Raw genomic sequence first — 15,702 nt, 5'->3', positions numbered from 1 at the left:
GACGCCGCCGACTAGGCTGCCGGTGTGGGAATCCGAATCACGCCGAGCATCCTGAACTCCGACGTCTCCGACCTGCGCGGCGAGCTCGCGAAGATCGCGGGGGCCGACTGGGCCCACGTCGACGTGATGGACAACCACTTCGTGCCGAACCTCACGTGGGGTCTGCCGGTGGTCGAGGCGATCCTCCCCGTGAGCCCGGTCCCGCTCGACATCCACCTGATGATCGCCGACCCCGACCGGTGGGCGCCCGCCTACGCCGAGGCCGGGGCGCAGTCCGTGACGTTCCACGCCGAGGCCGCCGCGGCGCCGATCCGACTCGCGCGCGAGCTGCGTCGTCAGGGTGCCCGTGCCGGGCTGGCACTGCGTCCCACGACCGGGGTGGACCCGTTCCTCGAGCTGCTGCCCGAGATCGACATGCTCCTGATCATGACCGTCGAGCCCGGCTTCGGTGGCCAGTCCTTCCTGGACTCGATGCTGCCGAAGATCCGCGCCGCGCGGCGGGCCGTGACCGAGCAGGACCTCGACCTCTGGATCCAGGTCGACGGTGGGGTCTCGCGCGAGACGATCGAGCGCGCCGCCGAAGCGGGGGCCGACACGTTCGTCGCCGGGTCGGCCGTCTACAAGGCCGAGGACGCCGCCGCCGAGGTCGAGGCCCTGCGCGGCCTCGCCGAGGGCGCGCACCGCCACTGACGACGGGCGGCCGCCCTCCACCAGCGCCCGGCCGTACTCACAGCTGGGCCCCAATCACAGCTGGGCCGTGATCACCCCCGGTCGGCACTCACACCCGCGCGGCAACGGCCGCCGCGAAGCGCTGGACGACCTCCGGCACGAGGTGGAGGTTGAACGTCGGCTCGAACAGCTCCGCCTCCAGCAGCACCAGGCCGTGCTCGGCGCTGAGCACCGTGTCGATCCGCGCGTACAGCGGGGTCTCCAACCCGGTCGCGTCGGCGATGGCCGCCATCGTCGCGCCGGCGAAGGCGACCTCGTCGTCGGTCGTCGGCACGAGCTGCGGCGTCTCCTGGTAGACCCCGCCGATGAAGCCGCCCCCGCGCTCGAGCAGGGCGCCCTTCGCGACGGCGTGGGTGAGCTCGCCGTCGACGAGGTACAGCGCCTTCTCGGCCCCGTGCGACAGCTCCGGCACCTCGGGCTGCACCATCACGGTCGCGCCGCGGCCGACGATGCGTCCGGTGAGCTCGGCCGCCTCGGGGGAGTCGGCCCGCACCAGTGCCGTGTCGTGGGCCCCCGCCGACACGGACGGCTTGACCACCACCCAGCCGGCGCCGTGGGGGGCCAGGGCCGCGGCGACCTCGGCCGTCGTGGTCGCGTACGAGGTCGGGACGACGCCGATCCCGCGCTCGGCCAGCTCGGCGAGATAGCGCTTGTCGAGGTTCCAGTGCACGAGCGCCGGCTCGTTCAGCACCCGGGTGACCCGCTGGACTCGCTCGAACCACGCGGTGAACTCCGCGACCCGTCGCGGGTAGTCCCACGGGCTCCGGAGGACGAGCAGGTCGTAGCCGGCCCAGTCGAGGTCGGCGTGCCAGACCGTCGCCTCCGCGTCCAGCCCGAGCTCGCGCAGCGCCGGGAGGAGCAGCGGGGTGTCGACGTCGGGGTCCTCCACCGAGTAGCCGTCCGTGACGATGATCCCGACCCGTGCCATGCCCGCTCCTTCTCTCGACCGTCTCGACCGCGCGGTCCCCGCCCGCGTGAACGCGACGACGGGATCGAGGCGTCCACGAACCGGACGACTCCGCGCCGTGGACGACGGTAGCGGTCGCCGACGCGGTATTCTGCTCCCAGAACACACACGTGCTCCGGGGTCGGTGAAAGTCCGAGCCGGCGGTGACAGTCCGCGACCCGCACCTGAGACGAGGCCAGTCCTCGGACCGGGTGCGGTTGACCTGGTGGAACTCCAGGACCGACGGTGAAAGTCCGGATGGGAGGAAGCACGAGGTGCGTCGGCGACGTGCTGCACCCGCAGCGCGCCCGTCCGGTGCACCCGCGTGGTGCGCTCGCGCACCCCGTCACCCCGGAACGCGATGACGCGATTTCGGGAGGGTGACGAGTGACCAGGCGAACAGACAGGGCCGCGGGTGCCGCGGGCGCCGCCGGCGTGCTGCCCGCCGTCGTCCTCGCCGTCGCGATCCTTCTCGCGTGGACCTGGGGGGCCGGGCGACTGGGGGCGGTCCTGCTCCCCGCGCCGAGCGCCGTCGTCCGCGCCCTGGGCGAGCTCGCCGCCACCGGTGATCTCTGGCCCGCCATCGGCGCGACCGGGGGAGTGGCGGCCCAGGGGGCGCTGCTCGCGGTCGTCGTCGCCCTCCCGCTCGCGTGGCTCATCGTCCACTCCCGCCCGGCGGCCGCCGCCCTGGAGCCCTACCTCGCCGCCTCGCAGGCGATCCCCGCCGTCGCGATCGCGCCGCTCCTCGTCCTGTGGTTCGGCTACGGACCGGGAACGACGGCGCTGCTCGCCGCCCTGCTCGTCTTCTTCCCGATCGTGATCACGACGGCGCTCGGGCTGCGCGGGCTCGACCCCGAGGTGCTGGCCGCGGCGCGCGTCGACGGTGCCGGCACCTGGCGGCTGCTGCGCCACATCGAGACCCCGCTCGCCCTGCCCCAGTTCCTCGCCGGCCTCCGGGCCGGGGTCGCGCTGGCGATGACGGGCGCCGTCGTCGGGGAGTTCGTCATCGGCGGTCGAGGACTCGGCCAACTGCTCGAGTCCCAGCGCACCCGCAACGACACGGCGGGCCTCTTCGCGACCCTCGTCGTGCTCACCCTCACGTCCATGACCGCCTACGCGATCGTTCGCCTGCTCGAGCAGCGCGCCGCTCGGATGACCGAGCGATGAGCCGAGCCCCGCACGGCTCGGCACCCGCACCGGCACCCCACCGCCCCACCGACCCACCGGAGAACCCCGTGATCGTTCCCGCCCGCCCCCGCCGCACGTCCCTGCTCGTCGCGGCGTCCGCGGCCGCGGCGCTCGTCCTGGTCGCCTGTTCGACCGCGTCCGACCCGTCCGGCACCCCGAGCCCCTCCGACCCTCCGACGGCGGGACCGGCGCGGCCACCGCCGTCACCGTCGGGCTCACCTACGTCCCCGACATCCAGTTCGCCCCCTTCTACGTCGCCGAGGCCAACGGCTACTACGACGAGGCCGGGTTCGACGTCACGCTGCGCCACCACGGCGCCAACGAGGGCCTGTTCACCGCGATCGAGCAGGGCGAGGAGGACCTCGTCGTCGCGAGCGGGGACGAGGTCCTCGCCCAGCGCGCGGCGGGCGGCGACCTGGTGCAGATCACCACGCTGTACGACACCTCGCCGGTGGCGCTGCTCGTCCCCGAGGACTCGGACGTCACCGAGCCCGCTGACCTCGCCGGGCTCACGATCGGGGTCCCCGGCGAGTTCGGGGCGACCTACCTCGGGCTCCTGACGCTGCTCGACGGCGCGGGGCTCACCCCGGACGACGTGACGATCGCCTCGATCGGGTTCACGCAGACGTCCGCGCTGCTGACCGATCAGGTCGACGCCGTCATGGGCTACGTGAACGGCGACGCCGTTCGCCTGGCCGCCGCGGACCTGCCCGTGCGGGCGCTCGAGCCCGAGGCCCTCGTGAGCGTCGGGGTGGCCCTCCCGGACACCAGCGACCTGACCGACGCCCAGCGGGCCGCGTTCGTGGCCGCGACGCTGCGCGGGGTCGAGGCGACGATCGCCGATCCCGCGGCCGCCGTCGACATCGCCGGCGAGCACATCCCGGGCCTGACCGCGTCCGCCCGCACCGACGCCCTCGCGGTGCTCGAGGCCACGATCCCGCTGCTGAGCACGTCGGGCACCACCGACCCGGCGACCTGGGACGCGATGGCGCAGGCGATGCTCGCGGCCGGCATGATCACGGCCGTTCCGGACGGCGGCTACACCAACGCCGCCGTCGAGAACGAGGGCTGAGAGCCCCGCTCCGCGGCCGCCGAGTGCTGGACGGCCAGGGGTCGGGCCCCGGGGCGGCGATACCCTGGGGGTGTGAAGACGTTCGAATCCCTGTTCGCCGAGCTCTCGGAGAAGGCGGTCACCCGCCCCGAGGGCTCCGGCACCGTCGCCGAGCTCGACGCCGGTGTCCACTTCATCGGCAAGAAGCTCGTGGAGGAGGCGGCGGAGTCCTGGATGGCCGCCGAGTTCCAGAGCGACCAGGAGGCGGCCGAGGAGATCTCGCAGCTGCTGTACCACGTCCAGGTGATGATGATCGCGAAGGGTCTGACGCTGCAGGACGTCTACCGACATCTGTGACGGTTCGCTCCCGCCCGTCCGCCTCACCAGCAGAAAGCCCCGCCACCGTGCTTCGTATCGCCGTCCCGAACAAGGGTTCGCTCAGCGAGCCCGCCACCACCATGCTCACCGAGGCGGGCTACCGCCAGCGCCGCGACTCCCGTGAGCTCGTCCTGACCGACGCGGACAACGAGGTCGAGTTCTTCTTCCTCCGTCCGCGCGACATCGCCGTCTACGTCGGCTCGGGCACGGTGGACGCCGGCATCACCGGCCGCGACCTGCTCATCGACTCCGGCGTCGAGGCCATCGAGCACCGCGCCCTCGGGTTCGCGCGCTCGAGCTTCCACTTCGCGGCCCCGGCCAGCGAGATCACCTCGGTCGAGGACCTCGAGGGCAAGCGCATCGCCACGTCGTACAAGGTCCTGGTCGAGCGCCACCTCGCCGGCCGCGGCGTGACGGCCGAGGTCGTCCGCCTCGACGGCGCGATCGAGTCCACGGTCCAGCTCGGCGTGGCCGACGCCGTCGCCGACGTCGTCGAGACCGGCTCGACCCTGCGGGCCGCCGGCCTGTCGACCTTCGGCGACCAGATCCTCGCCTCCGAGGCCGTGCTGATCCGCCCCCTCGGCGACCCGCGCCCCGGCTTCGACACGCTCGACCGCCGGATCGCCGGCGTCCTGACCGCCCGCGAGTACGTCCTCATGGACTACGACATCCCCGTCGAGCGCGTGGCCCGCGCCGTCGAGATCTCGCCCGGCCTCGAGTCGCCGACCGTCTCGCCGCTGCACGACCGCGGCTGGGCCGCCGTCCGGGTGATGGTCCCGCGCCGCGCGAGCCACCGGATCATGGACGAGCTCTACGAGATCGGCGCCCGCGCCATCCTCGTCACGCAGATCCACGCGACCCGCCTCTGACGCCCCCGTGACGACGCCGACACCCGTGTCCCCGACAGACGCCGTCCTCGCACCGTTCCAGCCCCGCTGGGCGCGGCTGGTGGCAGCCGTGCTGTCGATCGTCGTGCTCGTCAGCCTCGTCGCGCTGTTCGTGTTCGTGCGGCCCAACGCGGCCACCCGGCTCGCGCCGGACGACTACCTGCTGATGATCGTGTTCTCCTGCGTGCTCTGGGGCATCCTCTGGCGCCAGGCCACGGTCCGTGCGGTGCCGGACGCCGACGGCCTGACGGTGCGCAACCTGCTGACCACCCGTCGCCTGGAGTGGGCCGAGGTCGTCTCCGTGCGCTACTCCGCCGACCGCGCCTGGGCCCAGCTGGACCTCGCGGAGGGCGACGAGATCGCGGTGATGGCCATCCAGAAGGCCGACGGCGATCGCTCGATCCAGGAGGCGCGGCGTCTCGCCGCCCTCGTGAACCGGTACGGGACCGCGGTCGACCGCTGAGCCCGGACCTCGGAAGGAGCACCCCCATGCCCGACGCGACTCGCCAGGAGTCCGCGCCCCCCGAGGACGCCGCGCCCGTCGAGGACGTCGCGCCCCCCGCGGAGTCCCGATTCGTCGACGACCCGGCGGCGGTGCTCCCGGTCACGCCGGCGCTCCCACCTGGATGGACGGTGGCCCGGCCCGACGCCGGCGACCCGGCCGTCGTCGAGCGGCTGACGGCCCTGCTGCGCGACCACGAGGCTCGCGGTCGCGGGTGGCCGGGGTCGGACGAGGCCGCGGTGCTCGGTGAGATCGGCGTCCCCGCGGAGCGCACCCGCGCCAACGTCGTCGTGCTCGACGGCCGCGAGCGGATCCAGGCCTGGGGCAGCGTGCACGACCGCGCCGGCGGCCGGATGCTGCTGGTCCACGTCGTGAGCCACGACCTCCCCACCGCCGAGGCTGACGCCTGCGCGAGCGTCCTCGTCGACTGGGCCGTCGCCCAGGCCGCCGCCGTGGGCTCGGCCCGCGGCCTCGACGTCCAGCAGATCGACACCGGGGCCTTCGCCGCCGACGAGCGGCTGCACGCCTGGCTGGCCGCCGCCGACTTCGCCAAGGTCCGCACCTGGTGGCAGATGTCGCGCCCGGCGCAGGACGAGGACGCCGACCTGGTCACCGATCCGCACTCGTGGGAGCGCTCGGGCGTGCGGTTCCGTCTCGTGCGTCGCGACGGCGTCGGGCTGCCAGAGGAGTCCGACCTGCGGGCCGTCCACGAGATCCTCGAGGACGCCTTCACCGACCACTTCAACTCGTGGGCCGAGACGTTCGACGAGTTCCTGCACCGACTCCGCGAGGACCCGGGGCACCGGTGGGACCACTGGTGGCTCGCGGAGCTCGTCGATCGCCCCGGGGAACCGATCCCGGTCGGCGCCCTCGTGGGAACGGTGAGCGAGAGCCAGGACGGGCCGGACGGCTCCTACGTGTCCTACCTCGGCGTGCTGGGGACGGCCCGCGGGCGCGGCGTGGCCAAGGGCCTGCTGCACTCGATCGTGGCCGACGCCGCGAGCCGCGGCCGCGACCGCGTCGGGCTCGAGGTCGACGCCGACTCCTCCACGCGCGCCCAGGAGATCTACTCCGCGCTGGGGTGGCGGCTGCGCTACGTGACCGAGTCCTGGCACCGGGACGTCCCGATCGTGTGAGGCCGGGCCGGGGGCGGGGTCGAGGCCCCGCCCAGGACCCTGCCGGCGAGGACCCTGCCGCCCAGGACCCTCCCGGCTAGGACCCCGCCTGCTAGGACCCCGCGCCGGTCGTCGCCGCGAGCGTCCCGCGCCAGGGCCGGACCGCGCGGACCGCCGTCACCGGGACCGCGCCGTAGACGTGCGGGAACCGGTCGCCGCTCTGGTCGGGCGAGCCGGGTTCGCGCACCACGGCCACCCCGCCCGCAGCCAGCGCGTCGGCGTCGATCTCCAGCAGCACGGCGCCGGATCCGGCGAGGTCGCCGTACACCGCCGCGGCCACGCCGTCGACCTGGTGGTCCAGGGACGCGTGGACGAAACCGACCTCGGCCAGCGGGCAGTCGCGCGTGGACGTCTCGTAGCTCCCGTGCTCGACGGCGCGAGCCCAGTCGGACTCGAGCGCGAGGTGCCAGATCGTTCCCGTCACCGGGGCGAGCAGGCGCGCCGCCCACCGCCCCGCGGCGGCGGCCGCGAGGAACGGCGTCGCATCGTCCTGGAGCGTCCGCCCCATCGTGGAGAGCCGGACCGGGACGTCCCGGAGCGCGACCTCCAGTCCCGCGACCGGGACCGGGACGAGGCGGTGCGGCGTGTGCGGCGCGGTGATCTCCTGCGCCGAGAGCATCACGTAGCGACCCAGGTCCGCGTCCCAGCCCGGCACGTCGTGACGGTGGTGGGAGACCGGCACGACGACGTCGCTCGCCGCCAGCGCCACGCGACCGTAGGCGGTCGTCGAGTGGTGGGAGACGCCCCGGTGCCGCCCCCGCGCGTCGGCGTTGGACACCCGCAGCGATGCCACCCCCCGGCCGCCCAGGACCGCGACGGCGTTGAGCGCCTCGCCCGCGGCCACGCCCGAGAAGCCCCAGCGTGTGCCCGTCCCGAGGTTGCCCGGCCCCTGCGCGACGATCACGACGTCGACGCCGAGCACGTGCTTCGCGGCCAGCAGCCCCGAGTGCAGCGTGACGGCCTCGAGGTCGCCGCCGAACGCCTGCCCGACCGTGACGGACGCCTCGAGCCAGCCCGCCTCGCGCAGCTGGGCGAGCGAGCGGGAGAACCAGGCAGGCAGCGCCCCGCCGTCGGTCATCACGTACGCGACGCGGGGAGCGGGCCGGCCGGCGGCCGCGGCCTCGGCCCGCAGCCCCGCGAGGACGGCCGGGAGCGCGGAGTGCAGGTCGGCGACGACGACCGGCATCCCGCCGAGGTCGTCCGCGTCGGCCAGCACCGCGTGGGAGTCGGACTCCTGCTCGTCGACCCCGAGCACCATGGACTGGAGCGGCGTGTAGCGCGCCTTGACGAGGTGGCCGGGGGAGGGCGGCGGATCGGCGGGCAGCGCGTCGGGGATCGCCGCGACCATCGCGTAGCCCCCCGTCCCGAGGCCGCGGGCCAGCGCCGAGCAGGTGAGGCTGACGCGGTCGCCGACCCGTGGCGTCCCGACCAGCTCGGGGTAGGCGAGCGCTTTGACGACCGTCCCGGGGGCCACCGAGACCGGTGCGGCCGGGCCAGCCGTGATCTCCACGCGCAGCTCCACCGCACCCCGCCACGACGTTCCGGTCGCCGTCACCACGCCGTCGCGCCAGATGATCATGGCGACCATCATGCCGCGCACTAGGCTGGCCGGTGATGTCCACATCCGTGACGCCGGCTGAACGGCTCCTCGACCTCGTGATCGCGCTGACCCACACCGAGCACCGGATGACCAAGCAGGACGTCCGGTCCACCGTGAACGGCTACTCGCAGGCGAGCAACGACGACGCGTTCGAGCGCATGTTCGAGCGCGACAAGGTGACCCTCCGGGAGCTCGGCATCCCGCTGGTCACCCTCACCGACGACGCCCACGGCGACGACATCGGCTACCGCATCGACCTCGACGGCTACGACCTGCCGCGCGTCGACCTCACCCCGGCCGAGATCGGTGTGCTGAGCGTCGCCGCCCAGGTCTGGGACGGCGCCCACCTCGACCTGCCGGCCCGGCGCGCGCTGACGAAGCTGCGCGCCGTCGCGCCGGCCGCGTCGCCCGAGCTCAGCGGCCACGTGCTGCGCATCCCACCCCCGACGGCGACCTTCGACCCGCTGCTGACCGCGATCGAGGACCGGGCCGCGGTGACGTTCACCTACCGTGCCGCGACCTCGGCGGCCCCGGGGCAGCGCCGGGTGGAGCCGTGGCGACTCCTCGTGCGCGACGGCGCCTGGTACGTCCAGGGTCACGACCTCGTCCGCGACGCCGAGCGGCTGTTCCGGCTCTCGCGCATCACCGGTTCGGTGAAGGTCGGGGCCGCGGGCTCCGCGACGGCGCCGCGCGGAGGCGCCGCGACGGGCCCGTCGGACTCGTCGGCCCGGACCGCACCCGCCACGGTCGCCGTCCGCCCCGAGCGTGCCGCCGAGGTCCGGCTGCGCGCCCGCAGCACGACGCCGGGCGCGGGGGAGTGGGAGGGCTGGGACGTGCTCGAGCTGTCGCTGGGCGACGTCGAGGACCTCGCCGGGCTGCTGGCCGGCCAGACCGATGCCGTCGTCGTCCTGGACCCGCCGCCCCTGCGCGACGCCGTCCTGACGCGGCTGCGCGCCGTCGCAGCCCTCACGGGGGTGGCCCGTGGCTGAGGCGACCTCCGAGCGGCTCGCGCGCCTGCTCGCCCTCGTGGCCTACCTGGCCGACCGCGACGACGTCCCGGTCGCCGAGCTCGCCGAGCACTTCGGGGTGCCGCCGGCGCAGATCATGCGCGACGTCGACACGCTGTGGGTCTCCGGGACGCCCGGCTACCAGCCCGACGACCTGCTCGACTTCTCGGCGGACTCCTACGACTCCCAGCGCATCACGCTGACGAACGCCCGCGGCATGGACCGGCCGCTGCGGCTCGGACCGGGCGAGGCCGTCGCCCTGATCGTCGCGCTGCGTGCCATGGCGAACCTGCCCGGCCTCGGCTCCGACCCCGCGCTGTCCTCGGCGCTGGCCAAGCTCACGGCGGCTGCGGGTGACGCCGCGACCGCCGCCGAGGCCGTCGCGATCGCCCCGGCCGACGGTGCGGATCCCGCGCTGGACGCCCACGTCGCCCGCGTGCTCGGCGTCGCTCGCGCCGCCCTGGCGGCGGGGGAGCGCGTGCACCTGCGCTACACCGACGCCTCCGACCGCACGACCGAGCGCGACGTCGACCCGCTCGAGCTGCTCAGCGACGGCGAGGCGTGGTTCCTGCGCGGCTGGTGCCTGCTCGCCGACGGCGTGCGCCACTTCCGGCTGGACCGGATCGGCGTCGTCGCGGCGACCGGCGTCGCCGTCGAGCCGCACGACGTCGGGGCGACCTCCGGCCGGGTGCGCCCGGAGGCCTCGGCGCTGCGCGCCACGCTCACGCTGACGCCCCGGAGCCGCTGGGTGGCCGAGCGGTTCGGCGGCGACGTCGTGCGCGAGGGGGAGCGCGACATCGACGTCGAGCTCGACGTCGCGGACGAGGCTTGGCTGGCCCGGCTCGTGCTCGACCTGGGTCCCGACGTGCTGGCGCTGGCGCCGGCCCACGTCGCTGACGCGATCGCTGTCCGGGCCGCCTCGGCTCTGGCCGCCTACGGAGAGGTGTCCTGATGCCCTGGTGGCTCGTGTGGGTGATCCTGGTGCTGGCGGCGCTGGCGCTCCTGGTGTGGATCGGGCTCCGGCTCTGGAGGTCCTTCCGCGCCCTGATGGCGCAGGTGCAGCAGGCGCAGGCGGTCCTGGAGCGCCTCGAGGCCCGGATGGCCGAGCTCGAGGCGCTCGAGGACAGGGCGGCCGAGATCGAGGCCGAGATCACCGCGTCGGCCGCCCGCCGCGAGGAGCTGCGCGCCGAGCGGGCGGAGGTCAGGGCCACCCGCCGCCACCGCCGTCAGGGACGCTACGACCGCGCCGCACGGCGCTGGGACGAGATCAGCGGCGACGGCGCATGAGCCGCATCGGGCTCGTCGTCAACCCCGCGGCGGGGCGCGGCCGCGCCGCGGCGGCGGGTCCGGTCGTGGCCGACCAGCTGCGCGCCGCGGGCCACGACGTCGTCGACCTGACGACCCCGGACGTGACGAGCGCCCGCGCCCGCACCGCCGCCTTCCTCCAGGCCCCCGGGGCCGACGCGCTCGTGGGCGTCGGGGGCGACGGCGTCGTGAACCTCGCGGTGAACGCGATCCTCACGCACGCGCCCCACGTCCCCCTCGGCCTGGTCGCGGCCGGTACCGGCAACGACACCGCCCGGTCGCTCGGGCTCGACCTGCGTGACCCGGTCACCGGCGTGGCCCACGTCGTCGCGGCGCTCACCCGACCGCCGCGCCGGCTCGACGTCGGCGAGATCACGACGCTCCGGCAGGACGCGACCGCGGCGGACGGGGACGCCACCCCCGACGGCGTGCGCCGGTTCTTCCTCAACGTGCTCAGCGCGGGCATCGACGCCGCCGTGAACGGGCGGGCCAACCGCATCTCGCGACCGCGCGGCCCCGCCCGCTACGTCATCGCGCTCGCCGCCGAGCTCGCCGCGTTCCGCGGATTCGACGTCCGCGTCGTGGCCGACGGGGTCGACCTCGGGGACGCCGGGACGCTCCTCGCCGTCGCGAACTCGCGCTCGATCGGGGGCGGGATGCAGATCGCGCCGGACGCCTCCTGGACGGACGGCCAGTTCGACGTCGTGACGGCGCGCACGATCCCGCGCCGCACCCTGCTGCGCGTCTTCCCGCGCGTCTACGGCGGCACGCACCTGTCCCACCCCGCCGTCAGCGTCACGCGGGCCTCGGAGGTGCACCTGCTGCCCGGCCCCGGCACCGAGCGCCGGCTCGCGCCGCCCCCGCTCGTGCACGCCGACGGCGAACCGGTCGGACGCGTCCCGCTGCGCCTGCGCGTGGTCCCCGGAGCGCTCGCGGTGCTCGCCTAAAGTGGAGGCATGACCACTCCGGCCGAGCGGTACGCGGCCTCGCGCCGACGGGCCAGGCAGACCTCAGCGATGGGGGCCCTGGCACCGGCCCTGGAGGAGTTCGAGCGCGAGCTCGACTTCCCGCTCGACGACTTCCAGCAGCAGGCCTGCCGCCACCTCGCCTCGGGCGAGGACGTGCTGGTGGCGGCGCCCACCGGCGCGGGCAAGACGGTCGTGGGGGAGTGCGCCGTCCACCTCGCGCTCGCCTCGGGGCGGAAGGCGTTCTACACGACGCCGATCAAGGCGCTGTCGAACCAGAAGTACCTCGACCTCGCCCGCGTGCACGGCCCCGACAAGGTCGGCCTGCTCACCGGCGACGTGTCGATCAACTCCGAGGCCCCCGTCGTCGTGATGACGACCGAGGTGCTGCGCAACATGATCTACGGCTCCTCGAGCACGCTCGACGACCTCGGCTACGTCGTCATGGACGAGGTGCACTACCTGGCCGACGCGTTCCGCGGTCCGGTGTGGGAGGAGGTCATCCTCCTGCTCGCCCCGACGGTGCGGCTCGTCTCCCTCTCGGCCACCGTCTCCAACGCCGAGGAGTTCGGCGAGTGGCTCACGGAGGTGCGGGGCACGACGGCGGTGGTCGTCTCCGAGCACCGTCCCGTCCCGCTGTGGCAGCACATGATGGTCAGGCACGAGGTGCTCGACCTCTACACGACCCGCGACAACGGCCCGGGTGCCGAGGCCGGCGTCCTCAACCCCGACCTGGTCGAGGCGGTGCGTCGCGTCGAGCGCTCGACCGCCGGGCCGGGCAGCTACGGCGGACGCAACGACCGGGGTCGCGGGCGCCAGGGCCGCGGCGGTCGGTCGTCCGGCGGCGGACGCAACGACCGGCCGGCGGGTGTGCGACCCCCGCGCCGCGACACGGTCGTCGAGCGGCTCGACGCCGTCGGGCTGCTGCCGGCGATCGTCTTCGTCTTCTCCCGGGCCGGCTGCGAGGCCGCCGTCGACCAGGTCGTGGCCTCCGGGCTGCGGCTGACGACGCAGGCCGAGCAGAAGCGCATCGGCGAGATCCTCGAGGCCACGTCCGTGCGGATCCCGGCCGAGGACCTCGACGCCGTCGGGTTCTCCTCCTTCGCCGTCGCCGCGATGCGCGGGGTCGCCGCCCACCACGCCGGGCTGCTGCCCGCCTTCAAGGAGGCGGTCGAGGCGCTGTTCGTCAGCGGGCTGGTCAAGGTCGTCTTCGCCACCGAGACGCTGTCGCTCGGCGTGAACATGCCCGCGCGCTCCGTGGTGATCGAGCGTCTGGTGAAGTGGGACGGCCGCGAGCACGCCGCGCTGTCACCGGGGGAGTACACGCAGCTGACCGGCCGGGCCGGTCGGCGCGGGATCGACGTCGAGGGGCACGCCGTCGTGCTGTACGCCTCGGGCGTGGATCCCAACGCCGTCGCCGGCCTCGCCTCGCGCCGCACCTACCCGCTGCGCTCCAGCTTCCGTCCGACCTACAACATGGCCGTCAACCTCCTCAGCAAGGCGCCGTACCCGCGCGTGCGCGACACGCTCGAGCAGTCGTTCGCGCAGTTCCAGGCCGACCGCAGCGTCGTCGGGCTCGCGCGGCAGGCGCACAAGCAGGCCGACGCGCTCGCCGGCTACCGGGAGGCGATGGCGTGCGACCGGGGCGACATCGACTCCTACCTCGAGCTCCTGCGCACCCTGACCGACGTCGAGGCGGACGGTCAGCGCGAGCGGTCGCAGGCCCGCAGGCGCGCGGTCGCCGACTCCCTGGGCGGCCTGCGCGTGGGCGACGTGCTGGAGATCCCGCGCGGACGCCGCTCGGGCTGGGCCGTCGTCGTGGACACGGGCACGCCCGGTTTCGACGGGCCGCGCCCCCAGGTGCTCAACTCCGAGCACCAGGTCCGCGTCCTCACGACGGCGGAGGTGCCGCACGGCGTCCGCGTCGCCGGCCGTGTCAAGGTGCCGCGCGACTTCAACGCGCGCGACCCGCGGGCCCGGCGCGACCTCGCGTCCACGCTGCGCAACGGCCTCGCCTCCGGCTTCCCCGGCAGCGCCCGCGAGCGCGACCGGGCGGGTGGGCCGGGTTCCATCGGGTCGGCCGAGAACGCCGCGCACGAGACGCCGGGGTCCGAGTCGAGCATCGCCCGGCTGCGCTCCGCGCTCCGTCAGCACCCCGTGCACGGCTGCCCCGAGCGGGAGGACCACCTGCGCTGGGCGCGCCGCGCCGAGGGCCTGCTCGCCGACCAGACGCGGCTGAACGCCCGGATCGCCAGCAGGACCGCCTCGATCGCCCGCGACTTCGACCGCGTCTGCGAGGTTCTGCTCGAGCTCGGCTACCTCGAGCGCGAGGGCGAGGACACGCGGGTGACGCCGGCAGGACGGTGGCTGCGTCGGCTGTACGCGGAGCGCGACCTCGTGCTCGCGCAGTGCCTGCAGTCCGGCGCGTGGGACGCCCTGGACGCCGCGGAGCTCGCCGCCGCCGTCACGACGATCGTCTACTCCTCGCGCGGCGACGACGAGGGCGGCCCCCAGGTGGTGCACGGGGTCGGGGCGCGGCTCGGGCAGGCGCTCGACGCCACGGCACGGGCCGCGGCCGAGGTCGAGGGGCTCGAGCGCGAGGCGGGGCTGACGCCGGCACCGCCGATCGACACCGGTTTCGTCCGGCTCGCGCACTCGTGGGCCCGCGGGACCAGCCTGAGCGACGTGCTCAGCAGCGGTGACATGGCAGCAGGTGACTTCGTGAGGTGGTGCAAGCAGGTGCTCGACGTCCTCGACCAGCTGACCAACGCCGCGCCGTCCCCGGCCCTGCGGTCCCGCGCCCGGGAGGCCATGGGCCTCGTCCGTCGCGGCGTCGTCGCGCAGGAGCTCGTGTGAGCGCCGCGACGCTGTACCGCGCCGGCACCGTCCACAGCGACGCCGACCCGTTCGCGACGGCGCTGCTCGTCTCCGGCGGGGTGATCGCCTGGCTCGGGGACGAGGAGGGCGCCGACGTCCAGGCCCGGGTCGGCGGGGACGACCTGGTCGTCGTCGACCTCGCCGGCGCGCTGCTGGCCCCCGGCTTCGTCGACGCCGTGGGACAGGCTCCCGTGGCGGACCCCGCGGCGCTGGCCGCGATGGGGATCGCGGCCCGTCTCGACGAGACCTCTCGCAGCCCGTGGGCTCGCGTCGTGCGCAGCGAGGCCGAGCTGGACGCCCTCGCGCCCGGCACGGTGGCCTGCCTCGACCCGGTCGGCCTCGGCGACGTGGACCTGGCGGCCCGCGCCGCCGCCGGGGTGCCGCTCGCCCTCGGGCTCGCGGACGACGCCGCCGGCGGGCCGTGGCGCCGCGTCCAGCACGCCCTGGCGGCGGGGCTGTCCGCCCGGGCGGCGTTCGTCGCGCACACCCGCGGGGCCTGGCGCGCCAGCAGCCGCCCCGACGGACCGACGCTCGGGCGGCTGCACGTCGGCTCGCCCGCGACGTTCGCGGTGTGGGACGCCGACGAGCTCGTGACGCAGGCGGCCGACGCCCGGCGCTCGGCGTGGTCGCTGGACTCGCGGTCCGGCGTGCCGCCGCTGCCGCGGCTCGGCGCCGTCACCGACCTGACGTGGGAGCCGCCGCGGTGCGTGAGCACGGTCGTCGACGGCGTCGCCATCCTTGCCGGGAGGCTGTGACCACTGAGTGGACGGACCCGGCCGACACGCCGTCCGACACGCCGGACGCCCCCTGTCGTTCACCTCGTGGACGGGTCGTGCTGACCTGCAGGGACGTCCGTTACCTGCGACGACACCCGCTTGACACCGGCCTCCCGGACGAGTTGTCTGCCGTGAGCACCGTGCGGATGGGGGCATGCACGAACCAGCTCACCCGCAGCGGGGCGGACCGTGGTCCGGTCCGCGTGAGGCACTAGACAACGTCGGCGTCCCGAGGACACCGACGGCCCGAAGCCCACGCGGACCGACCCGGGAGAGCCCGGGAGCACGGACACGGCAGGCCGCTCGACGGTGCCGG

General features: G+C 74.9%; 15 protein-coding genes and 1 riboswitch. Of the genes, 13 read left to right on the top strand and 2 right to left on the bottom strand.

The window, feature by feature from the left end; genetic code table 11:
• Positions 1-24 precede the first annotated feature (24 nt).
• A complete protein-coding gene (gene rpe / locus C8046_RS02390; protein WP_109228107.1) occupies positions 25-690 on the top strand; it encodes a ribulose-phosphate 3-epimerase in 666 nt (221 codons plus the stop codon).
• A gap of 88 nt (positions 691-778) precedes the next feature.
• Here rpe and C8046_RS02385 read toward each other — a convergent pair whose 3' ends face one another.
• On the bottom strand, positions 779-1,657 hold the full coding sequence (locus tag C8046_RS02385; RefSeq protein ID WP_109228106.1) for an ATP-grasp domain-containing protein: 879 nt from the start codon (positions 1,655-1,657) through the stop codon (positions 779-781).
• A 147-nt stretch (positions 1,658-1,804) separates the two neighbouring features.
• A riboswitch (FMN riboswitch) is annotated at positions 1,805-1,949 on the top strand.
• A 113-nt stretch (positions 1,950-2,062) separates the two neighbouring features.
• Here C8046_RS02385 and C8046_RS02380 point away from each other — a divergent pair.
• From C8046_RS02380 to C8046_RS02355, 6 genes are all read left to right on the top strand, one after another.
• Positions 2,063-2,842, top strand: coding sequence for an ABC transporter permease (locus C8046_RS02380; RefSeq protein WP_199224372.1), 780 nt, complete (start codon positions 2,063-2,065; stop codon positions 2,840-2,842).
• Between the two features lie 145 nt (positions 2,843-2,987).
• On the top strand, positions 2,988-3,935 hold the full coding sequence (locus C8046_RS02375) for an ABC transporter substrate-binding protein (protein ID WP_109228104.1): 948 nt from the start codon (positions 2,988-2,990) through the stop codon (positions 3,933-3,935).
• Positions 3,936-4,007: 72 nt separating this feature from the next.
• Positions 4,008-4,271 (top strand): phosphoribosyl-ATP diphosphatase, encoded by a 264-nt coding sequence (locus C8046_RS02370; RefSeq protein ID WP_109228103.1) that lies wholly within the window; start codon positions 4,008-4,010, stop codon positions 4,269-4,271.
• Positions 4,272-4,318: 47 nt separating this feature from the next.
• Positions 4,319-5,161 (top strand): ATP phosphoribosyltransferase, encoded by an 843-nt coding sequence (gene hisG, locus C8046_RS02365; protein WP_109228102.1) that lies wholly within the window; start codon positions 4,319-4,321, stop codon positions 5,159-5,161.
• Positions 5,162-5,186: 25 nt separating this feature from the next.
• Positions 5,187-5,642, top strand: a complete 456-nt coding sequence (locus tag C8046_RS02360) for a PH domain-containing protein (RefSeq protein ID WP_109228101.1) — start codon at positions 5,187-5,189, stop codon at positions 5,640-5,642.
• 26 nt (positions 5,643-5,668) lie between these two features.
• Positions 5,669-6,817 carry a GNAT family N-acetyltransferase gene (locus tag C8046_RS02355; RefSeq protein ID WP_109228100.1) on the top strand — a complete coding sequence of 383 codons (1,149 nt, stop codon included), beginning with the start codon at positions 5,669-5,671 and terminating at the stop codon, positions 6,815-6,817.
• 91 nt (positions 6,818-6,908) lie between these two features.
• On the opposite strand, the gene C8046_RS02350 is transcribed toward C8046_RS02355, so the two are convergent.
• Complete coding sequence (locus C8046_RS02350; RefSeq protein ID WP_109230679.1) at positions 6,909-8,435, bottom strand: DUF3866 family protein; 1,527 nt, start codon at positions 8,433-8,435, stop codon at positions 6,909-6,911.
• A gap of 35 nt (positions 8,436-8,470) precedes the next feature.
• Here C8046_RS02350 and C8046_RS02345 point away from each other — a divergent pair, with 35 nt between their 5' ends.
• Genes C8046_RS02345 through C8046_RS02320 form a run of 6 tightly spaced genes read left to right on the top strand, consistent with a single transcriptional unit; the run spans position 8,471 to position 15,365 of the window.
• Positions 8,471-9,445: a helix-turn-helix transcriptional regulator gene (locus tag C8046_RS02345; RefSeq protein WP_109228099.1), complete on the top strand. Its 975-nt coding sequence runs from the start codon at positions 8,471-8,473 to the stop codon at positions 9,443-9,445.
• The gene (locus C8046_RS02340; RefSeq protein WP_109228098.1) at positions 9,438-10,415 is read left to right on the top strand and encodes a helix-turn-helix transcriptional regulator; all 978 of its coding nucleotides are present in this window, start codon (positions 9,438-9,440) and stop codon (positions 10,413-10,415) included. Before C8046_RS02345 ends, C8046_RS02340 begins: the two co-directional genes overlap by 8 nt.
• Positions 10,415-10,750 (top strand): hypothetical protein, encoded by a 336-nt coding sequence (locus tag C8046_RS02335; protein WP_109228097.1) that lies wholly within the window; start codon positions 10,415-10,417, stop codon positions 10,748-10,750. The genes C8046_RS02340 and C8046_RS02335 overlap by 1 nt, the downstream gene beginning before the upstream one ends.
• Positions 10,747-11,715 carry a diacylglycerol/lipid kinase family protein gene (locus C8046_RS02330; protein ID WP_109228096.1) on the top strand — a complete coding sequence of 323 codons (969 nt, stop codon included), beginning with the start codon at positions 10,747-10,749 and terminating at the stop codon, positions 11,713-11,715. The genes C8046_RS02335 and C8046_RS02330 overlap by 4 nt, the downstream gene beginning before the upstream one ends.
• Before the next feature lie 9 nt (positions 11,716-11,724).
• A complete protein-coding gene (locus C8046_RS02325; protein ID WP_109228095.1) occupies positions 11,725-14,589 on the top strand; it encodes a DEAD/DEAH box helicase in 2,865 nt (954 codons plus the stop codon).
• Positions 14,586-15,365 (top strand): hypothetical protein, encoded by a 780-nt coding sequence (locus C8046_RS02320; RefSeq protein WP_109228094.1) that lies wholly within the window; start codon positions 14,586-14,588, stop codon positions 15,363-15,365. The genes C8046_RS02325 and C8046_RS02320 overlap by 4 nt, the downstream gene beginning before the upstream one ends.
• Positions 15,366-15,702 lie beyond the last annotated feature (337 nt).

It is taken from the genome of Serinibacter arcticus (assembly GCF_003121705.1).
Classification (GTDB): domain Bacteria; phylum Actinomycetota; class Actinomycetes; order Actinomycetales; family Beutenbergiaceae; genus Litorihabitans.
The sequence above is the reverse complement of the archived record's forward strand: the minus strand, read 5'-3'. Positions and strand labels throughout refer to the sequence as shown.